Source organism: Bacillus sp. CR71 (assembly GCF_003429245.1).
Lineage (GTDB): Bacteria > Bacillota > Bacilli > Bacillales > Bacillaceae_G > Bacillus_A > Bacillus_A thuringiensis_S.
This window is the reverse complement of record NZ_CP031748.1, coordinates 1,305,293-1,326,638: the sequence shown is the minus strand read 5'-3', so window position 1 is coordinate 1,326,638 and position 21,346 is coordinate 1,305,293. Positions and strand designations below refer to the sequence as shown.

Sequence of the window (21,346 nt, the reverse complement as noted above, 5' to 3'; positions counted from 1 at the left end):
ATACGTTGCTACTTCTATGTTTTTTCGCATTTTTCTGCTAATAGAAAACACTAAATTTACAAATAATTAAAAAAACCTTTATAATCCCACAAAAAAATGAGGCGTTTGTAAAAACGCCTCATTTTTGTTTCCCTTTTTTTGAATTACGATTAGCATACTTTGCGCTATTTTCTCCTTCATACTCTAATGCAAATTCTGCATCTGGTAAGCTTTCTTTCGGAGTTTTATTATTATTGATTGCCGCATTTTGTTTTACTTTTCTTTTTACCAATACATTCACCTGCTCTCAAGAAATCACTTTCTACTCTAGTTTGAAACAATTTAAAATAATTATTACTGGCAAGTGTTAACAAGTACATAAGAGGCGTTCGATGGAAATACTACGTATGAAGAAATCATTATAAAAAGGAGCGATGATTTTGAAGAAAAAAGAAAAGATTCAATCACCAATTTTAGACGAAACGCTCCCGCATCAAATGAATTTTCCATCTTTTAAAGGAACAGGAAAAACGATGCAACAACCTTTTGTGAATCCATATGATGTTGTAATTGGAGACAGTAAATATAATTCCGAGAACAGTCCACTTAACAATTGGAGTGATGAAGTAGATCCTGCCATTATGGCTGGTGATGAGTGGATCCATCCTACAAATGATATTGGGTGGATTTCAGAAGAAAATCAAGAGTTGCTAAAAAACGAATCAGATAATAAAAATGAAGCTTTTATGCATCCACAATTTGGCATTAACGACTAAAAAACCATTCTACCTAACATAGGTAGAATGGTTTCATACTATCCAATAATAATCCGTTCTTTCGGGTATTTATAGCGAGGTGGTTGTTCCCTTCCACCACTAGCTAAAATAAATGTTAAAATACCAACGCGTCCGATAAACATAAGCACAATGAGTACAAGCTTCCCAATAGTTGTTAAATCAGGCGTAACACCTGTTGATAGTCCTGTCGTTCCGAAAGCAGAACAAACCTCAACAATTAAGCTCATAAGCGGTACATTTTCCGTAATAGATAAAACGAATAGCGCAGTAGCACATAACAAAATCCCCATCGTCATAACGACAGATGCTTTCAGTACATCCTCTTCATGTAACTGACGTTTGAAGACTCTAACTGTTCTACCGCCCCTTGCAAAGGTGTATAGTGACAATATACTAACAGCAAATGTTGTTGTACGTATTCCGCCCCCAACCGAACTTGGAGATGCCCCTATAAACATTAATATACTCATAAATAAAAGCGTCGGTTGTGACAATTCACGTATATCCATTGTAGCCAGTCCACCACTTCGCGTCGTCACAGATTGGAATAATGTATAGAAAACTGTTTCATGCCATGACTTTCCTGCTAAAAACTGATTTCGTTCTAGTAGAAAAATCATAATTGTTCCAACGATAACGAGTGCAAAAAATGTCGTTGTCGTCAATTTTGTAAATAACGAAAAGCGGAATAGTTGCTGTCGCCTTTTACTAAAGAATTGTTTTACTTCCATTAACACCGGGAAGCCAATCGCTCCTAAAATAATAAGCAACATATGAATCATTTGCACAATATAATCTTTTTTGTACGGAATTAGTGATTGTCCAGTTAAATCAAATCCTCCGTTCGTAGTTGCACTAACAGCGGCAAAGAAACCGTGGAAATAAGCTTCTTGCCAAGTTGGAAAATAAAGTAGAAATCTTGTACCTAATAGTATTGCTCCAATAAGTTCTATCGAAATAATTACAATTAAAATAGAACGCATCAATTCTACAAGGCCTGATAAATTCCCTTGATTATGATCTGCCATAATGAGTCTTCTTCTCTGCAAACCGATTTTTTTCCCCGTTATAATCCAAACAAACGTACCAAGTGCCATAATCCCTAAGCCGCCTAATTGTAAAATAAGGGCTAACATAATAATTCCTGCCGTAGTAAATGTATCTGAAATCGTAACAACAGACAGTCCCGTAACACTTACCGCACTAACAGATGTAAAGAGGGCATCTATAAATGTCCATTTCACACCAGCCTTCGTAACAAACGGGAAACTAAGCAATATTACCGATACAACTACCGCTAATAAATAAAACAAAACGATGAGTTGTACAGGACGTAATTTTTGTAAAAACTTTTTTATATCTCTCATTCCATCACTTCGCTACCTTTTTTCTATCGATTAAATAAAGAGAAATCTTTACTTTCTTTATTTGTAAATAACTGCTCAAATAATTTGGCAAAGACCATTCCATATACAGTTCCATTACCTCCATACGGCAATGCGTAAAACAAATTATGTATCTTTTCGTCTTCTTTTAAAATGGGGAGACCATCATGAGTACCACCAAATGCGGCTGCCCAATAGTAGTCTGCCTGTATATTTTTATACTGCGGGAACAGTTCTTTTACAATATTAATAAGGATATCACGCTTATGCAATAATTTCGTATCACCGATTGTTTGAATTTGTATCGCTTCATCTAATCCGCCTACAATAATGCGGTTTCGATACGTTCGAAAATATAAGTAGGGCCGTGCCGTTTCCCAAATTAACGATCGCTCATGCCAGCCTTCAAACTGATTTATTTCATTTGTTACAATTGCATAAGAAGTTTCTACTGTTGTATTCTTTTCTTTCTTTCCAAAAAGCGCTTCATAACCTGTCGCCATAATAATATTCTTTGCTACAATTTGATTTCCTGTTTTCGTGTAACAAATTAAATCATTTTGGTGTTTTTTTATATGTATTGCCTCTGTATGTTCATATATATTAGCTCCCATTTGGTTTGCTTTATGCAAAAAACTATGCGCTAGTAAATACGGATTCACCTCAGCATCACCTTGCATATATAACGCTGCTTGTTTTGCAAAAGAATAACGTTTCTTAATATCAGCTTCTGTAAAATATTCAACTGGAAATCCATAATTCTGTAACGTATTATATTCCTCTTGTAAAAATGAGACATCCTCACTTTTACTTGCATAATATAAACTATTTCGCGGAATAAAATGGGGATCAATATCAAGAGTCGGTATAACCTCTTCCATTGTTCTTAGCGCTTCATAACAAAGCTTATATGCTCGTACCCCTTTTTCTTTACCAAATGTATGAATAAGAGAAGTTAACGATTTATCATGAAGAAATTGTAGTAAACCTGTATTAGCAGCTGTGCTACCACACGCAATTGCTCTTTTTTCAATAAGTGTAACACTCATACCAATTTTCGCTAACGAATGCGCTATATGAGCACCTGCTTCGCCACTTCCGACTACAAGTACATCACATATCATATCACTTTCTAACGGTGGATAACAAGGTACAGAAACTCCTGTATTCCAAAACAACTTACCGGTCATAAGTTTCATAATCATACTCCTAAAATATAAATTTCTCCTTTCTATGTTTTGTTATTTTCCATAAAAAAATCCAACTAACATAGGCTAGTTGGATTTTTTTATTTTTAATTAGAACGCTCTTCAAGCCAATTTCCAATCGTCGGATATGTTTGTTTTACAGCTGTTCCACCGTAAACAATAGACATATGCCCTGTCGGTAAACATACATATTGTTTATCTGTGCTAGAAATATGGTCTAGTAACGCTTCTACTTGACATGGCAAAGCGATATGATCACGTTTCCCGGAAATATTTAAGACATTCGCCTTAATATTTGCAAGGTCTACCTTTTGTCCGCGAATAACAAGTTCACCCTTAACCAGTTTATTATTTTGATAAAAATCACGAATCCACTGTCTGTATGATTCACCTGGGAACGGAATACCATCACCAACCCACTTTTGAACCAATCTCCAGCTTTCGACGAAGCGCTCATTCTCTGAACGATCTACTAAAGCAACATATGGACCAACAAAGTTCGTAATTGGTTTTAACATTTTGTTTCCGAAATCAATCATTTCTGGCGGAATATTTCCAAATGTATCAACCGCTTTATCTAAATTGAAGTATTTCTCATCTAATAAAGGACCATACAATCCTGTTTCAGAGAAATCAAAAGGACTTGTCATGAAAATTAAATTACGAATTGGCATGTGCGGATGAAGTGCTGCATAAATGGAAGTTAGCGTTCCACCCATGCAATAACCAAGTAAAGAAATCTCGTCCGCTTTTGCAGTTCGCATTACTTTTTTTACTGCTTTTGCAATATAATCAAACACGAAATCATCAAATTTCAAATGACTATCTTCTAAACCAAATGTGCCCCAATCAAGCATATACACATCAAAACCACGATCCACTAGATATTCCACTAAACTATTTCCAGGAGTTAAATCCATAATATATGGTTTATTAATAAGAGCATATATTAACAGAATTGGAACTCTTTGTGTTTTTTCTTGTTTTGGAATGTAGCGATAAAGCTTCGTCTTATTCTTCGTCCAAATAACCTCTTTCGGCGTTAATCCTACTTGCGGCTCTGGTTCACGTAATAAAATTTCACTCGCCCTTTTCACTCGGCGGTATGCTTTTCGGTACTCTTCTGGGTATAGCTCTAATTGCTTTTCCCATTCTGTTGCGAATGTAGTCATTTTCCTATCTCCTTTTTGGTCGATTTCCTTCTAAAAAAAGAAGTGCATTCCTGCTATGGATATGCACTTTTTTCTTACTTCATTACATATATAATCCGCCGTTAATGTTTAATTGCTGACCTGTGATATACGCACCGTCACGGCATAGGTATACTACACCTTTTGCAATTTCATCAGCTTGACCAAAACGTTTTTTCGGGATTTTTGCAACGATTTTTTGACGTACTTCTTCTGGTACTTCTGCTACCATTTCAGTATCAATAAATCCAGGGCAAATTGCATTTACAGTGACATTTGTTTTTGCAAGTTCTAATGCTAATGATTTTGTAAATCCTAACATACCCGCTTTTGCTGCTGAGTAGTTTGTTTGGCCAAATCCACCTGCTTGGCCAATAATAGAAGAAATGCTAATAATTCTTCCTTCTTCCGCTTCCGTTATGTATGGAAGAACCGCGCTTGTCGTATTAAATACGCTACTTAAATTCACGTCAATTACGCGCTCCCAATCTTCACGATTTAACTTTTTGAATGTACGATCTCTTGTAATACCAGCATTATTAACAAGAATATCAACTTTACCAAAATGATTCACAGCTTCTTCTACAAGTCGGTTTGCATCTTCTACTTTAGAAACATCCGCTTGCACTGCATAAACGTCATGTCCATCTTTTCCTAGTTCATTTACTAAATTTTCAGCTGCTTCTTTACTGCTATTATAGTTAATAACTACTTTCGCTCCCTCTTGTGCTAATGCTACTGTAATTGCTTTTCCAATCCCTTTTGCTCCACCTGTTACGATTGCTACTTTGCCATTTAATTGAACCATTTCTTTTCCCCCTTAAATGAATTTGTGAACGATTGTTATGAATCATTTTGGTACTCATACTGTAGAGTCCCTATATAATTATGTTTCGCCGTTTACACGTGAAAGAGATTCTCCCTCTCTCTTTTACCTGTTATAAACAAGCGCTTTTATCATTTTTTATTTTCCGGCTTATTCGCAGGCTTTATCTCTTCTTTTACAGGTACTTGTAGTTTAGCTAGTACTGCATTTTGCTTTTCTAGCAATTCTAAAATTTGATCTACTTTTGTTTCAAGCGTACGAATATCTTGTTTCACTTTCGTCACATCACGCTTTAATGTAGGAGCTTGTCCTAAAGAATCTACTTTCTCCTCTAGAAACTCCTCAATGTTATCTACTTTATTTTCTAAGTTAATAACAAGCGTAGCCACTCTTGCGATATCCTCTTTCGTCGGCACATTTACTTGTTCTAAATAGTTTTTTGTCGTATCATTTAATGCTTTTTGATAAAACAAATTCAAATCTAGAACGCTGCCCATCCAAGCAGAATATTCTTCTGTTTTAATTGTTTCATTGAGCGCTTTTCCCCAAAATGTTTCGGTTTGTTCATAAGCATTTTTCCATGCTTGTAGTGGATCGAATTTTTGATCAATCACTTTACCTACACTCCCTTTTTCGTTTTTGAAACAATTCAACCTATTCACTATTTTCTAATATTCTGAATAAAACTTCAAGTCTATATTTTATTTTTTTCTATTTTCTAACAAATGTGTTGACTTTAAAAACAGATAGGTGTAAATTGCACTTATAAGCAAAAAATTCCATCTAACTGATTCATGAGGTGATGCACAATCATGCTACAAAATGAACCAGAACAACGCGAAAGTTTGGAGAACAACCAAGCGAAACAACCAAACTCCATGCCAAAAAACTTCTTAGTTCCCTTCTTACTTCTCTGTCTAAAAGACTGGAGTCTTCATGGTTACAAACTTATTCAAATGCTAATGGATATCGGCTTTTCTTCTGTTGACCAAGGTAATGTTTATAGAACACTACGCAAATTAGAAAAAGAAAACCTTATTTCTTCTACTTGGGATACAAGCGATGGAGGGCCGGCAAAAAGAATTTATTCTTTAACTGAATATGGAGAGCAATATTTAACAACATGTGCGACTTCTTTTGAACATTATCAAAATATGTTGCGAACGTTTTTCACGTTATACACCAATGCATTCTTTCCATTTTCTACTTCTCCAGAAAAGGATGAAAAGGATTCTTCATCTTCACCTGGTGGTACAGCAGAGTAATCTGCGTTCACAATATGCAAAAAAACATTTGGGGGTCAAACAATGGAAACTAAACCATACGAATTAGTCGATGCATTTTGGAAAAACTGGTCTCAATCACTTTCCCTTTTCTCTTCAGCTGGGAAACAATTAGAGCAACTTACTTTAGAAACATTAAAACAACAACAAGACGCTTTGCATAAATTAACATCAGGAGTAGATGAACTAGAAAAAGAACTACAACAACTCACTGCTCAGTTCAATAACCAATATACAGATTACGTGAAACAATTAACTGGAAACTCCTTAAATGATCAAATTAACGAGTGGCAAGACAAGTGGAAGGAACTTTCTGCTCATATGCAGCAACTTACTGTTTCTCCTACAAAAACATCTTTGTCAATCCTTACACAAACAAGCGGTCAATTTGAAGAAACAACAAAACAATTTATTGAGCAACAACAATTACAACGTGAAGAGGCTCAAAAACAGTTAGAGGGTTTTTTGGAAGAGTTCAAGTCAAAACAGTTGGAACTCGCAAAAAAGTTCGAGGAAAATTCAAAAAATCTATTTACTTCCATCAAGTAAGAAAAATGTGGGAGCTAACTGCAGCACAAACAAAACTCTTTCTTCCTCCTACTACATCAAGATGGCTAGCATTTTTCGATATGGAAAAGAAGGAGGACAAAATGAATCCATTTCAAGAAGCACAAACTGTTCCGGAGCTTCGTTATGATGAGATTCAAGTCGGTGATCAAGCATCCCTTACAAAAACAATTACGGATGAAGATGTTATCAATTTTGCAAAATTGACTGGAGATGTGAATCCTATTCATATTTTAGATTCTTTTGCAAAAACAACAATGTTTAAAGAACGTATTGCTCACGGTATGCTCGTTTCGAGTTTTATTTCTACCATCCTTGGAACGAAACTCCCAGGCAAAAATACGATTTATTTATCCCAAAATGTTTCATTCCGTGCCCCTGTCAAAATCGGTGATACACTTCGTGTTGTGGCAGAGGTTATTAAGAAGCGTGACGATAAAAAAATCATTACGTTGCAAACAAACATATATAATCAATCAGATGATATTGTCGTGGAAGGAACGGCGACAATACTAAAAAAAGAGTAGCAAATTTGCTACTCTTTTTTCTATCCAAGAACTTCTAATCGCACCGATTACTTCCGCGTATGACTACGTCATTTCCACATAAAATAACGTTACCAGTTTAGATAAGAACTTAGCTGAACTGGACTACTCATAAGGATGTGTATCAACATGGTAAAAACAAACAAATTATTAGTTCCAGGTGCAGAGCAAGCGCTTGAACAATTTAAATATGAGATTGCACAAGAATTTGGTGTAAGCTTAGGGTCTAATACAGCATCTCGTTCTAACGGTTCAGTTGGCGGTGAAGTAACAAAACGTCTTGTTGCTTTAGCACAACAACAATTACGTGGATAATAATATAACATATGGCTTAGAGGCAGATATTCTCTGCCTCTTTCTATTTTCAACATACATAATAGTGCTTTTTCACATACTAATCAAAGCAAAATGAAAGGAGCGATATGTGAAATGAAACGGATTAATATTAGCATGAGCCCTCCACGCGTTCTTACTTTATCTTTTCTTCTATTATCAGTTGTCGGCACATGCTTATTAAAACTGCCCATTGCTACGACAACGTCCATTTCATGGCTCGATGCCTTATTTACAACCGTTTCCGCTTGTACTGTTACTGGGCTTGGTGTTGTAGATACCGGAAAAATGTTTACTTTATTTGGACAATGTGTCATTTTAGCGCTTATACAAGTTGGCGGGCTTGGCATTATGAGCTTTGCTGTCTTAATTGCGATTATGCTCGGAAGAAAAATCGGTCTTCAAAACCGTATTTTATTACAACAAGCATTAAATCAAACGAATATCGGCGGCGTCATCCGTCTTGCCAAATCGTTATTTTTATTCTCTTTTACAGTCGAATGTATCGCTACTTTAATTCTTTCTTTTGAGTGGGTACCAAAATATGGGGTTACCAAAGGGATCTATTATAGTTTTTTCCATTCAATCTCAGCCTTTAACAATGCTGGTTTTTCTGTGTGGAGCGATAATTTAATGTCCCATTCTCATAGCATTCTTGTCAATTTCGTCATTTCCTCTCTCATCATTTTAGGTGGAATAGGTTTTACAGTAATCGTAGACATAAAAAGAAAGAAAAACTTTAAAAACCTTACACTACATTCAAAACTTATGCTTTCTTCTACTCTAATCGTCAACATTATTGCTACCCTTTTTATTTTTATATTCGAGTTCCATAACTCCCTTTCTATGAGAGGTTTTACCCCATTTGAAGAAGGAATAGCCTCTTATTTTCAAGCAATTTCGACGCGAACTGCCGGGTTTAATACAGTTGATATTTCTACATTGTCAAAACCTTCCCTCCTATTAATGATGCTCCTTATGTTTATTGGTGCTGGTAGCGCTTCAACGGGTGGTGGGATTAAGTTAACAACATTTTTAATCATATTTTTTGGCGTATTTAAATTTCTACAAGAACAAGAGGATATTGTCGTATTTAAAAAATCCATTAAAGATACTCTCATTGTCAAATCATTAACTATTACTATTATTTCCATTTCATTTATCTTTTTTGCTATTTTAATTTTGAGTATTACTGAGCGAGTTCCTCTATTGATGAGTGCTTTCGAAGTATTTTCAGCATTTGGGACTGTTGGCCTCAGTATGAACTTAACACCCCACTTAACTATAATCGGAAAAGCTATTATTATCTTTATGATGTTTTTTGGGAAAATGGGTCCTTTAACATTGGCTTTTTCATTTGCTCGTAAAAAGAACCGGAAAATAAAATATCCGAATGAAGATATTTTAACAGGTTGACAACCGTAGAAATTATCCATATAATGAGAATACAATAGCATATCTCCAAAGGGGAGTAGCGTCCAAGAAAATTTCTTGGAAACAAAGTCGTCATTACGTAGAACTTAGTTCTTCCGGCTTTGTTGGCATTTTCATTACATATGTCTAGCAAGACCTTTGCCTATTAACGGCAGAGGTCTTTTTTGTATTCATTTCCAGATTCTTCCAAAGTTAATAGGCAGGAGTATGGGGAAACTAAATAGTGGGGAAATTCTTCACTTATTTAGAACTTATAGAAATGAGAGGAGAATGTACATGGATGTATCATTATTATTGGAGTATGGTTGGGTATTACTCATCCTAATTGCACTTGAAGGAATTTTAGCGGCTGATAACGCTCTTGTTCTTGCAATTATGGTAAAACATTTACCAGAAGAAAAACGAAAGAAAGCACTATTTTATGGATTAGCGGGGGCATTTGTTTTCCGATTCGGATCGTTATTTATGATTTCGTTCTTAGTCGATGTATGGCAAGTGCAAGCAATCGGTGCCATCTACCTTATGTTTATCGCTGGTAATCACTTATTTAAAACGTATGTTAAAAAGAATACGGATGAAGAAACTGAAGAAAAAGAAGCAAAGAAAAAACAAGAGAACTTTTGGTGGACTGTATTTAAAGTTGAGGTTGCTGATATCGCCTTCGCAGTTGATTCAATTTTAGCTGCTGTTGCACTAGCAATGACTTTACCAAAAACAGGATTAGGTACAATTGGTAGTCTTGATACTGGGCAATTCGTTGTTATCTTTGTGGGTGGACTTATCGGATTAATCATTATGCGATTTGCAGCAACTGCTTTCGTACAAATCTTAAAACGTAAACCAGGACTTGAAACTGCAGCATTCTTAATTGTAGGTTGGGTTGGTGTAAAGCTAGCAGTTTATACATTAGCACACCCTGCATTAAATGTAATTCCACATTCATTCCCAGAATCCACTCCGTGGAAGCTTACATTCTGGATTGTATTAGTCGGAATCGCAGTTGGTGGTTGGTTCTTCTCAAAAGAAGTAGAAGTAAAAGTAGAAAAGAATTTAGACGAAAAAGCGCTGTAATTACAGCGCTTTTTCTTTTTGCTTTCTTCCTCTCAATATCCAGAAAAAATTCCATTATACTATCTTTTGTAAACGTTTTCTAAATATATGTATGTCCTTTTTGTGAAACATTGCACAAACTTATTGAAAGTGAGAACAATTCCATGTACTTTATTCATATAAGGAGTATTTATAGAAGATTTACTAAAGGAGCGTATTACTCATGCTAGAACAAGGACTAGATTATGTTGTCAAACTGGCTAAAAGCAAAAAGAAAATGCTAGATACAAACCCAATGCAATATTTCATTCGTGCTGCACTTGCGGGTATTTATATCGGTTTTATTATTGTACTATGTTTTAAATTAGGTAATTTTTTTCACATTGCAGATTCACCAGCAACTTATTTAGCTGCTTCTATGTTTTTCGGGATTGCTCTCGTACTCATTATATATGGCGGTGCTGAATTGTTTACTGGAAACACAATGTACTTTACTGTAGCAACTTTAAGAAAGGAAACAACGATTTCTGATACACTGCGTAACTGGGTTGCTTGTTACGCAGGTAACTTAGGTGGCGCGTTATTCTTTGCCTTACTATTTTACGCAACTGGAATTTTTGAAGCAATTGATCACGGTCACTTAATGAGTAAAGTCGTTGAAGGAAAGATGAACACACCTACAATGCAGTTATTCTTTAAAGCCATTTTATGTAACTGGCTCGTATGTCTTGCTTGCTTCTTACCTTCTCAGGTCAAAGGTGACACAGCAAAAATAATGGTCATGATGCTACTTGTTTTCACATTCTTCTTATCTGGTTACGAACATAGTATTGCAAACTTATCACTCTTTGCTTTATCTTTAGTTTCACCGCATCCTGAGACAATTTCTTTTTCAGGTGCTATTCATAACTTAATTCCTGTTACAATCGGTAACATTATTGGCGGATCAGTATTTGTCGGTATGGTATACCACTACTTAACTAAGAAAACACCTGACGTTCAACAGGAAGAAACTGAAATCGCAGCAGCTCAACAAGAAGAGATTATTCCTTTACAAGCACATATGAAACATTAAAAACTCCAAAGTTTTACTTTGGAGTTTTTAGCTTCCCACATATTTAACAACAAGGTAAGGATTAATTTCTCCTTCTTCCTTTCCCTTATCCAATCTTTGTTTCATCTTATGCATACCGATGATATCATTCGTATGAAGGTGAATTTCATTTACATATAACCCTTCTGTACAAAAGGCTTCTACAAAATCTAGTCCACTTTTTTCTCCCCATCCCATATTAAAATCAAGGGAAAGAATATTCACACCATAATCCCGAACCATTTGTAAGGTACATTCTACTGTAGTTGCCGGCACATACCCGAACGGACAACTTCTTTGATCATCCATATATACGTTCATTTTCTATTCCCTCTCTACTTTGAATATGCGACCAATACATAACATATTGCCCCAAGGCTAATAAAAGGACCAAATGGAATGGGCTTTCGTACTTCTATACGCTTTAATACGATCCCAATCCCGAAAAAACAAAGACTAAAACAAGATGCTAAAAATAAAATGATAAAAACTCCCTTCACTCCTACTATAAACCCAAGCAACGAAAGTAGTTTTATATCTCCACCGCCAAGCCCTTCTGGATATATCTTTTGCATGCAATATAACAAAATGAATATAACACCACTACCAACTATACTATCTGTCCAAGTAACTAATTGTACAAAAACACTTTCGAGAATGAGTAAAACGGCAAATGAAATTAAAATACAATCAGGAATTAACATATATAAGTAATCTGTAAGTGAAATAATAAGAAGTAGCGAAAAAAGGGATAAAATGATAATAAGCTCTCGTTCTATTCCAATCATATACACGGTAAGAAGAAATATACTTCCTGTTATACATTCAAATGCTACATACATAATCGGAATTTGCCTCTTACAATTCGTACAACAGCCTCTTTGTATATAAAATGAAATGATGGGGATTAGTTCTTTTGGCCTTAGCACATATTTACAATAATGACAATGTGAACGCGGGGTAATGATAGACTCCCCTAATGGAACCCTCATCGCAACTAACATAAAAAAAGACCCAAACACCATTCCTGCTAACAGTGCATATAAATAAGTGAACATCCCTTCCTCTCCTTTCCCAAAAAACATAGCAAAAAAAGGAGAGAACTTCTACTTCATATTATCCATTATTCTACTAAAAAAGCAGGCCATTTTCTGGCCTGCTTTCCCCTCTTTTATACGATGAAATATATTGCTTTTAATGGTCCATGTACTCCGACAACAAGATTCATCTCAATGTCAGCCGAGTTACTTGGTCCTGTAATAAAGTTAATACAAGATGCCGCTGTCTCGCCATCTTCTACACGTGAGTTCATATCCTGAACTGCTTGTGTAATACGAGGCACAAGTGTTTCACGTGGAATAATAGCTAAATATACAGTCGGTAAAAAATGTAAAGAACGTCCTTGTCCTTTATGACTTTGTACAACAATTGTACCAGATTCAGCTAATGTATAATCACTAAATGCAATACCAATATTCGCTTTTTCAGCTAAACGCATATTTCCGTCTTTTCTCTCTGGATCCCATACGTTTACTTCAACGTCTCGCTTTGGAAGTTCTTCTTTAAATAAAGATGTTAAACCATATGCATCAAAACGCTCATCCGCTGATAATAAAATAGGTCCTCCGCCGTTTTCCATGATTACTTGTTGAAGGTCTTCACGTAAACGTTCATTTGTCGTTTCTACTACAGTTGTATGAATGTTTGTACATTGATTTTTAAACACTTCTAGTAATTCTTCTTGTGAATAATCTTTTAATGTTTCTATATTCACATTACTTTTCCATACTGGACGCTCTACACCTTCTGTTTTACGCGCGCGCCCAAGTTCTTTTGCAATGTTATCTAGAAAGGCATCACGGTTTTGAATTAATCCTGTCATTATTTATCCCCGCCTTTCTTATGATCTTTATACCAATCACGGAATCGTTCTTTACTTGGAGCTGGGAATTCACGAATATCCGTCCAGTTTTTAAGTGGGCCAACACCTTTTGATACACGATTACCAGATGTAAATGGACTCATTGCCGCTGGTGCCATTTTTGAACCCATTTTATATAAAGCAGCTGAAGAAGCACCCATACTAAACATTTTCATCGCTAGTTTTTCTGCAAGTGGTGCACGACCTTCTTGCTCAACGATGACTTGACGATGTTTTAATAATAAATCATGCAATGGAATTTTTACTGGACAAGCTTCTGTACATGCTCCGCATAAACTAGATGCATAAGGAAGCTCTTTATAATCATCATATCCACCTAGAAGCGGTGTTAATACCGCGCCGATTGGTCCTGAATAAATCGATCCATATGAATGTCCACCAACGTGACGATATACAGGACATACGTTAACACAAGCAGCGCAACGAATACATTGTAATACTGAACGGAATTCAGATCCAAGAATTTGAGAGCGACCATTATCAACAACAACTAAATGGAATTCTTCAGGTCCATCAACTTCCTCTTCTTGAATTGGTCCTGCTACTGTTACATAACTTGTTAATTTTTGACCTACTGCACTACGACATAGTAAACCAACTAAAACATCTAATTCTTCCATTGTCGGAACCATACGTTCCATACCCATTACTGCAATTTGTGTTTTCGGAATTGACATAACAAGATCTGCATTACCTTCATTCGTTACTAAACAAAGGGAGCCCGTATTTGCAACAGCAAAGTTACAACCAGTTACACCAATTTCTGCATCCATAAATTTCTCACGAAGTTGTTTACGAACAAACTTTGTCATTTCATACGGGTCATCAGAATTTTCATAGCCTAGCTTTTCTTTAAATACATCGCGAATTTGCGTTCTATTTTTATGAAGTGCAGGTGCAATAATATGTGAAGGTGGATCGTTATCTACTTGCAAGATATACTCTCCTAAATCACTCTCTAACACTTCACAGCCAATCTCTTCAAGCGCATGGTTCATACTGATTTCTTCTGTTACCATCGACTTTGATTTTACTACTTTTTTCGCTTGTTTCTTTTTGGCGACGTCTTGAATATACTTTGCTGCTTCCTCTTTCGTCTTCGCAAAGTACACGTGTCCGCCTCTTTTTGATACATTTTCACTTAACTGCATTAAGTAATAATCAAGATTTTCTAACGTATGTTGACGGATTTGTTCACCTAGTTCACGCCACTCTTCCCAGTTTCCTAATTCATCTGCGGCTTTTAAGCGATTCGTATATAAGCGCGTTTGTGCCGAAGATACTGCTCCGCGCATAAACGAATCTTGAATTCCATCACCAACGCGATCATTAAATTTTTTCTCACTGATTTTCATAGACATAGCTTATGTTCCCCCTTCATGAGCGACTATTCAGTACCTCAGCAATATGCATTACTTTTACTTCTTTTCCTAAACGCTCAATACGTCCGCCAATGTTTAACAAACACCCACAATCTGCACCGATTAAATAATCTGCACCTGTTTCCATTACACTATCTACTTTTTCATCTACCATTTGCTCAGAGATTGGAGTCATCTTAACTGAAAACGTTCCCCCAAACCCACAACAATTTTGCACGTTTGGCAAATCTCTCACAGTTAATCCTTTTACATTTGATAATAAAATCCCTGGTGCTTCTTTTACTCCGAGCATACGTGTCATATGACATGATTTATGAATAGTAGCTATCCCTGATAAACTTGCACCAACATCTGTAACTTTTAAAACATCTACAATAAACTGTGTAAATTCATAAGTTTTATCAGCAACTTTTTGTGCACGTTTAGCCCACTTTGGATCATCTTTGAAAACATGCGGATACTCATGAAACATTGTCGCACACGAGCCAGATGGTGTAACAATATATTCTGCATCTTCAAAAGTTTCAATCATATGTTTCATCGCTTCTTTTGCTGCTTCTACATGGCCGCTATTATAAGCAGGCTGACCACAACAAACTTGTGCTTCTGGAAATTCAATTTCACAACCTAAACGCTCCAACACTTCAACTGTTGCTTTACCGACATTTGTTTCAAACATATCGACTAAACAAGTAACAAATAAAGTAACTTTCATAACTATTACTCCCCCTTTTTACAACTTCGCCAACAAACATATGGTCATCAGATGACTGAGTAGAGAAGAAATAGGCTCAACCATGGCCTATCCTCTCCCTCTCCTAAAGAAAACGCTTACTTAATCTTTCTCTATTTTATCAGAAAATTAAATTTTTAAAAGATTAAATTACGAATTTATATCGTTTTTACCTGTGACAATATGTTCTACATTTGTTAAATGATCTAGCATTGCTTTCTGCGCTAATTCTACATCTTGTTTTAACACCGCATCATATATAACTTGATGCTCTTCTATAAGTCGTTCTGATGTCGTTTGTTCACCATATAAAATAATGCGTCTTGATTCACCAATTGTTTCAGCAATCATCTCTGAAACATGATTCATGAGTTCAAGCAAAATGTTATTATGCGAAGACTCTGCAATTCCCATATGAAATTGAAAATCAGCTTTTTCGCCAGCCTTTTCATCTCCAATGCTCTTTGCCATTTCATCTAACCAATGTTTCATATTTTGTAAATTATCTTCCGTACGTTTTGCCGCCGCTACTCGAACTGCCCCCACTTCAAGCACCTTTCGTACTTCTAATAAATTCAAAATATCTTCTTTCTTCATTAATAATCTATTGTTTAATGATTTTGTTAATGAAGAAGAATCGAAGTTCTTCACATATGTACCTTCTCCTTGTTTCATCTCAATTAAGCCCATCGCTCTTAGCGCACTTAGCGCTTCACGAACAGCAGATCTGCCAACTTGAAACTGCTCAGCTAATTGATGCACAGGGAGTAGTTTGTCACCAGGTTTTAACGTACCATTTTTAATCATTGTTAAAATAGCTTCAGATACTTCTTCGTAAATTTTTTTCGGTTTAATAGATTTGTACTCCAGTTAAATCACCTCAGTATCTTCCAAACAACAATTGAAACGATTTATAAGAACTTTGCATCATAACTATTTTAGACCGAATTGATAAGAAGTACAAATGTTTTGTTCATAAAATAGTCAAATTTCCGATATTTATTACATATTAATTTATATTTTTACGTATAAAGTGAAACTTTAATCAGTGAGGGTTTTGTTCATCCCCCACTGATTATTAGCCCTCACCAATCGGGCTTTTACGGGCAGCAGTGCCTCCACCTAACTTCTTTGCTTCCGCTGAATTTTGAGGTGAGGGTCTTACTGACCAGAGAATAGCGGGATAAATATTTTCTTCAATATAAAGAACATGCCCTAAAAATTAGAACATGCCCCCTCATCCTGTACATTCAGTTTAATAATAACCGTTGTTCCCTTATCTTTTTCACTTTCAATTTTCCACTGTCCACCATGTATATGAACAATTTGTTTCACAATAGCAAGGCCTAAACCTGTTCCACCATGTTGACGACTTCTCGCTTTATCAACTCTGTAAAAGCGCTCGCCAAGATTTTCTAAATGCTCTATATCAATGCCAATTCCTGTATCTTTTATTTTTAATTCACAGTAATCATCGATTTGCTCTAAAGTTATAACGATATTTCCATTTTGATTTGTATACCGTATCGCATTATCTAACACATTATGAAGCACCTGTTGCATACGATCCTCATCAATCATGACAATGACCTCTGGATTTAAATTGGTTGAAATATGAATTTCCTTTTCTATAAACTTAATCTCATACGTATCTAATACGTCTTCAATCAGCTGTGAAAAAACGATAGGTTGCTTCTTTAACGGAAAGTGCTCACCTTCTAATTGTGCTAAGTCTAACAAGTCATGAACGAGACGCTGCATACGACCTGCTTCTTTATGAATTAGCTGGGTTACTTTTTCCTGCTGAGCTCCCTTTGCAACACCATCTAAAATAGCCTCGCTATACCCTTTTATATAACTAAGTGGTGTTCTAAGTTCATGCGAAACATTTGCTAAAAATTCCTTACGCTTTACATCTTCTGTTTCTAATGAATTTGCCATTTTATTAAATGCTTTTCCTAATCGTCCAATTTCATCCTCTGAAGAAACGGTAATCCGCTCCGAAAAATCTCCCGTAGCCAAATGATTTGCAACCCGCTCCATTTGCGAAAGCGGCTTCGTAATTGCAATTATAATTTTTCTTCCAACCCATATCGTAATTAAAATCATAGCAATTGCTAGTGGTGCTAAAATAAGACCCATATCATATATTAAGTCTTTTATACTTTTTAAAGGAATATAAGAATATACAATTCCGACTAATTTTTTATTTTCCAATACAGGGATGACAACCCCCATAATATTACGTTCAAAATGTTCTTCATATCCTATCTTTGTCACAGTTTTCCCATCTAATAGCGTTTGCCTATCTCCTTCACTTATAAGAGAATGATGATGCACATCAAAAGGTAAACATGCACTTAAATCACGCGGATTAGACACGAAAAGAACGTCTGAACTAGATATTTGATCAAATGATCTTACTTTCTCTTCAAAAATTGATATTCCTTCGCGCTTATCATACTGAGCAGCAAGATTTTTCCCTTCCATTACTAATGAACCTTTTAAATTATCAACGTATAGTTTTTCATATGAGTATAAAGATACGAAATAAAGAAAGGACACTGTTACACATACTGCACACACTACTGTAAGCCAAAGTTTTTGTACCATCGTAAACATACGTTACACCTCGAATTTATAGCCTACACCCCAAACAGTTTGAATGTAGTTTCCACTTTCTCCAAGCTTCAAGCGCATCGTTTTCACGTGCGTATCTACTGTTCTTGTACTTCCCGCATAATCATATCCCCATACCTTTTCAAGTAATTGTTCCCGGCTAAATACTTGTCCTGTATGCTGACAAAGAAAATATAGTAAATCAAACTCTTTTACTGTAAGAGAAATCGGCTCACCATCCGCCTCTATTCGTCTACTTTTTTCATTGATAAGAATTGGTCCAAATTGAATCTCTTCTTGCTGTTCTTGCTTTGTATATCTTCTTAACACAGCTTCCATACGGGCAACCAATTCACCAGGACTAAACGGTTTTACAATATAATCATCCGCTCCCATACGTAAGCCGTTCACCCTATTCCACTCTTCACCTTTTGCGGTTAAAAATATAATCGGCACATCTGACGTTTTTCTAATTTCTTTACAAACTGAAAGTCCATCCATTTCTGGCATCATAATATCTAATACAACGAAATCATAATGATCTGTTTCTAGTTTTTTAAGAGCCTCTTTTCCATTTTCAGCTTCTCCCCACTCATATCCGAAGTTGTCCAAATACATTCCAACAAGCTGCCTCATATCACTTTCATCATCTACAACTAGCACTCTATATTTATTCATTATCCTTCCCTTCCCTCTCTATGAGTTGAAACGGTCCTTTTCCGACTTTAATTGTTTGTTTTATTTTCAAATTCTTCATATCCATAACGCACACTTCATCACTATCATAACTTGCTACATATCCTTCTGCTCCGCTCTCCAAAAATGCAAATGGATTCGATCCTACTTCTACAGAAGCTATTTCTTTATATGTGCTAATATCAAACTTTCTAAGTGTGTTCGAACCATGACTTAGTGCATATACGTACTTACTATCCTTCGTTATATTCACAGGCATAAATGGAGCGTGTAAAGAGCGCACCATTTCTCCCCCCTGTAAAGAATACACTAACACTTTCTCATTTACTTGATTTCCATCACCATGTCCGCCAATCCATATTTCTTTCCCATCAGGACTAATCGTTGCTCCGGTTGATGCTGGCGGAATCATAAAGGATTGAACAACTTCTTTTTTCTTCGTATCAATTGTCGTTAGTTTCGTATCATAAAAGTTTAGTACAGATAACCGATGATGATACTCTACCATCGTTATAGGACCTTTTCCTGTTGAAACATTTCCTGTCTCTTTCCCATTTATCGTAAAGAACCTTACCTTTTGAACATTTTGATCGGCAGCAAATAATTGCTTTTTATCTTCTGATACGACCACATTTACAATGCCCTTTCCAGTTTTATATTTTTCCACTTGCCTTCCTTCCGCCAATGAATATACATACATATATTCTAATTGCTTACCGTATACAAGGATTTCCTCACCGTTTGGAAGCAGTGTGATTCCGGCCATTGGCTCATTTAGTTCCCATGTCGTGATTAACTTTTTATTTTTTTTATCAATAAAACTAATGCTGCCTTCTTTTATATTCGTTGTTATAATAACATTTTTATCTTTAGCAATTGGTGTATATGAACTTCCTTGACACCCTACTAATAGAAATAAAAAACAGAGAAGAAAAACATACTTTCTCAAAAGATTCCCTCCATCTTCGGATGATTTCGTTATAATTGTAAAATAACAAATAAATGTGTGGAAAGTGTGAAATTTTCCTTTCTTACTCAATTTACATATATAATGTACAACAAATAGAATTTGAGGTGTGTCAATTATGCTATTTCCTGATTTAGCGAATAAAATTGTACGAGAAGTACGCAGACTAATTACAGAGAATATTATTATTATTAATATACAAGGCGTTATTATTGCAAGTACAGATACAGAAAGAATTGGTCAATTTCATGAAGGTGCACTCCGCTGCGCTAACCAAAAGAAAACTGTCATCATTACAACAGAAGATGAAAGGCAGTTGCAAGGTGTAAAGGCTGGAATGAATCTTCCTTTATTATTTCATGACGAAGTAATTGGTGTTATTGGAATTACAGGAGAACCTGAAAATATTTCACGCTATGGAGAAATATTGCGTAAGATGACCGAGTTATTAATTCATGAAAACTACTTTTTAGAGCAACTAGAACTTGAGCACCGTTCTTATGAAGCTTTCGTCTTTGATTGGCTTCAAAATACAGAATGGTCTCCAAGTTTTCTCGATCGCGCCAAAACACTTGGCATTGATTTATATAAGAAGAAACAACTTATTTTGTTTTCTATTGGAAAAAATGACACGATGCTCCAGCGTAAAATATGGCAACATATACGCAATATATTAACAAAAGAGCATCTATTTGTTCGGTGGGGAAATGATCGTTTTATTTTATTTACAGCGATGAGCTCCAACGAGCAAACATACCAATTTTTAAAACGATTAAAACAAGACTGCGAAGCTTTATTTTCTATTCCTTTATATATCGGGATTGGACAAACAGTTACCCCAAACAATATGAACATATCTTACGAACAAGCATTACGTGCTCTTTCTGTATCATTGGAAACGAAACAAATTGTATTTAATGAAGATTTACGTTTAGAAATGTGTTTACAAGATATTTCTGCCGAAACGCGTGAACAATTTCTAGAGCGTACCATCGAAAACTTACTATCATCTCCTGAGCTTATGCACACCTTACGCTTATTTATCGATTATAACCAATCTTATAAACAGACAGCTAAACAATTACATATACACATTAACACATTACATTACAGGCTAAAAAAGATTGAAGAGCATACAGGACTTGATCCAAAACAATTCAAAGACTTAAACGTTTTATACTTCGCACTCCTCCTATTAGATAATCATACAAAAAAGAACGATAAAACAGATTAATCTTTAGATGATTACACATAGAAAGAATCCCTTTACTTTTTTATCATTATAATGAAAGCACTGTTACCACGTTGTTTATTATA

24 protein-coding genes and 1 riboswitch are annotated in these 21,346 nt (G+C 35.5%); of the genes, 9 read left to right on the top strand and 15 right to left on the bottom strand.

Annotated elements, in window-relative coordinates; all coding sequences use genetic code 11:
- Positions 1-118: 118 nt before the first annotated feature.
- Complete coding sequence (locus DOS87_RS06840) at positions 119-271, bottom strand: hypothetical protein (RefSeq protein ID WP_000240799.1); 153 nt, start codon at positions 269-271, stop codon at positions 119-121.
- A gap of 148 nt (positions 272-419) precedes the next feature.
- Here DOS87_RS06840 and DOS87_RS06835 point away from each other — a divergent pair, with 148 nt between their 5' ends.
- Positions 420-755: a DUF3905 domain-containing protein gene (locus tag DOS87_RS06835; RefSeq protein WP_000726020.1), complete on the top strand. Its 336-nt coding sequence runs from the start codon at positions 420-422 to the stop codon at positions 753-755.
- A 38-nt stretch (positions 756-793) separates the two neighbouring features.
- Here DOS87_RS06835 and DOS87_RS06830 read toward each other — a convergent pair whose 3' ends face one another.
- The 5 genes from DOS87_RS06830 to phaR all read right to left on the bottom strand — a co-directional run bounded on the left by DOS87_RS06830 (position 794) and on the right by phaR (position 5,999).
- Positions 794-2,143, bottom strand: coding sequence for a TrkH family potassium uptake protein (locus tag DOS87_RS06830; protein WP_001204689.1), 1,350 nt, complete (start codon positions 2,141-2,143; stop codon positions 794-796).
- A gap of 23 nt (positions 2,144-2,166) precedes the next feature.
- Positions 2,167-3,360 (bottom strand): NAD(P)/FAD-dependent oxidoreductase, encoded by a 1,194-nt coding sequence (locus tag DOS87_RS06825; protein ID WP_000772567.1) that lies wholly within the window; start codon positions 3,358-3,360, stop codon positions 2,167-2,169.
- A 95-nt stretch (positions 3,361-3,455) separates the two neighbouring features.
- A complete protein-coding gene (gene phaC, locus DOS87_RS06820; RefSeq protein WP_000206331.1) occupies positions 3,456-4,541 on the bottom strand; it encodes a class III poly(R)-hydroxyalkanoic acid synthase subunit PhaC in 1,086 nt (361 codons plus the stop codon).
- A gap of 82 nt (positions 4,542-4,623) precedes the next feature.
- Positions 4,624-5,367 (bottom strand): acetoacetyl-CoA reductase, encoded by a 744-nt coding sequence (locus DOS87_RS06815; RefSeq protein ID WP_000250407.1) that lies wholly within the window; start codon positions 5,365-5,367, stop codon positions 4,624-4,626.
- Positions 5,368-5,516: 149 nt separating this feature from the next.
- Positions 5,517-5,999, bottom strand: coding sequence for a polyhydroxyalkanoic acid synthase subunit PhaR (gene phaR, locus DOS87_RS06810; RefSeq protein ID WP_000566941.1), 483 nt, complete (start codon positions 5,997-5,999; stop codon positions 5,517-5,519).
- Between the two features lie 198 nt (positions 6,000-6,197).
- On the opposite strand from phaR, the gene phaQ reads away from it, so the two are divergent.
- From phaQ to DOS87_RS06775, 7 genes are all read left to right on the top strand, one after another.
- On the top strand, positions 6,198-6,650 hold the full coding sequence (phaQ, locus tag DOS87_RS06805) for a poly-beta-hydroxybutyrate-responsive repressor (protein WP_000939954.1): 453 nt from the start codon (positions 6,198-6,200) through the stop codon (positions 6,648-6,650).
- Between the two features lie 42 nt (positions 6,651-6,692).
- The gene (gene phaP, locus DOS87_RS06800; RefSeq protein ID WP_000448596.1) at positions 6,693-7,217 is read left to right on the top strand and encodes a polyhydroxyalkanoic acid inclusion protein PhaP; all 525 of its coding nucleotides are present in this window, start codon (positions 6,693-6,695) and stop codon (positions 7,215-7,217) included.
- Positions 7,218-7,318: 101 nt separating this feature from the next.
- The gene (locus DOS87_RS06795) at positions 7,319-7,762 is read left to right on the top strand and encodes a MaoC family dehydratase (protein WP_001067916.1); all 444 of its coding nucleotides are present in this window, start codon (positions 7,319-7,321) and stop codon (positions 7,760-7,762) included.
- Positions 7,763-7,909: 147 nt separating this feature from the next.
- Positions 7,910-8,095, top strand: a complete 186-nt coding sequence (locus DOS87_RS06790) for an alpha/beta-type small acid-soluble spore protein (RefSeq protein WP_000241212.1) — start codon at positions 7,910-7,912, stop codon at positions 8,093-8,095.
- A 114-nt stretch (positions 8,096-8,209) separates the two neighbouring features.
- Positions 8,210-9,529 (top strand): TrkH family potassium uptake protein, encoded by a 1,320-nt coding sequence (locus DOS87_RS06785; protein ID WP_000822358.1) that lies wholly within the window; start codon positions 8,210-8,212, stop codon positions 9,527-9,529.
- A gap of 38 nt (positions 9,530-9,567) precedes the next feature.
- Positions 9,568-9,741, top strand: a riboswitch (yybP-ykoY riboswitch).
- Between the two features lie 82 nt (positions 9,742-9,823).
- On the top strand, positions 9,824-10,618 hold the full coding sequence (locus DOS87_RS06780) for a TerC family protein (protein ID WP_000383326.1): 795 nt from the start codon (positions 9,824-9,826) through the stop codon (positions 10,616-10,618).
- A gap of 202 nt (positions 10,619-10,820) precedes the next feature.
- Positions 10,821-11,672, top strand: coding sequence for a formate/nitrite transporter family protein (locus DOS87_RS06775; RefSeq protein ID WP_000893035.1), 852 nt, complete (start codon positions 10,821-10,823; stop codon positions 11,670-11,672).
- 27 nt (positions 11,673-11,699) lie between these two features.
- Here the strand turns inward: DOS87_RS06775 and DOS87_RS06770 are convergent, their stop codons facing one another.
- From DOS87_RS06770 to DOS87_RS06730, 9 genes are all read right to left on the bottom strand, one after another.
- The gene (locus DOS87_RS06770) at positions 11,700-12,011 is read right to left on the bottom strand and encodes a cyclic-phosphate processing receiver domain-containing protein (RefSeq protein ID WP_001103767.1); all 312 of its coding nucleotides are present in this window, start codon (positions 12,009-12,011) and stop codon (positions 11,700-11,702) included.
- Between the two features lie 14 nt (positions 12,012-12,025).
- The gene (locus DOS87_RS06765; protein WP_000495721.1) at positions 12,026-12,748 is read right to left on the bottom strand and encodes a prepilin peptidase; all 723 of its coding nucleotides are present in this window, start codon (positions 12,746-12,748) and stop codon (positions 12,026-12,028) included.
- 113 nt (positions 12,749-12,861) lie between these two features.
- Positions 12,862-13,572: a LutC/YkgG family protein gene (locus DOS87_RS06760; protein ID WP_000147194.1), complete on the bottom strand. Its 711-nt coding sequence runs from the start codon at positions 13,570-13,572 to the stop codon at positions 12,862-12,864.
- A complete protein-coding gene (locus DOS87_RS06755) occupies positions 13,572-14,993 on the bottom strand; it encodes a LutB/LldF family L-lactate oxidation iron-sulfur protein (protein WP_000061930.1) in 1,422 nt (473 codons plus the stop codon). Before DOS87_RS06755 ends, DOS87_RS06760 begins: the two co-directional genes overlap by 1 nt.
- 16 nt (positions 14,994-15,009) lie before the next feature.
- Positions 15,010-15,729, bottom strand: a complete 720-nt coding sequence (locus tag DOS87_RS06750; protein ID WP_000869152.1) for a (Fe-S)-binding protein — start codon at positions 15,727-15,729, stop codon at positions 15,010-15,012.
- A gap of 168 nt (positions 15,730-15,897) precedes the next feature.
- Entirely contained in the window at positions 15,898-16,587 is a 690-nt protein-coding gene (locus DOS87_RS06745) for a FadR/GntR family transcriptional regulator (protein ID WP_254894088.1), read from the bottom strand.
- Between the two features lie 375 nt (positions 16,588-16,962).
- Positions 16,963-18,369 (bottom strand): sensor histidine kinase, encoded by a 1,407-nt coding sequence (locus DOS87_RS06740; RefSeq protein WP_000494813.1) that lies wholly within the window; start codon positions 18,367-18,369, stop codon positions 16,963-16,965.
- Positions 18,370-18,372: 3 nt separating this feature from the next.
- Complete coding sequence (locus DOS87_RS06735; protein ID WP_001046396.1) at positions 18,373-19,044, bottom strand: response regulator transcription factor; 672 nt, start codon at positions 19,042-19,044, stop codon at positions 18,373-18,375.
- Positions 19,037-20,011 carry a YncE family protein gene (locus tag DOS87_RS06730; RefSeq protein WP_001234157.1) on the bottom strand — a complete coding sequence of 325 codons (975 nt, stop codon included), beginning with the start codon at positions 20,009-20,011 and terminating at the stop codon, positions 19,037-19,039. Before DOS87_RS06730 ends, DOS87_RS06735 begins: the two co-directional genes overlap by 8 nt.
- Positions 20,012-20,138: 127 nt before the next feature.
- On the opposite strand from DOS87_RS06730, the gene DOS87_RS06725 reads away from it, so the two are divergent.
- A complete protein-coding gene (locus DOS87_RS06725; RefSeq protein ID WP_003277264.1) occupies positions 20,139-21,263 on the top strand; it encodes a CdaR family transcriptional regulator in 1,125 nt (374 codons plus the stop codon).
- Positions 21,264-21,346 lie beyond the last annotated feature (83 nt).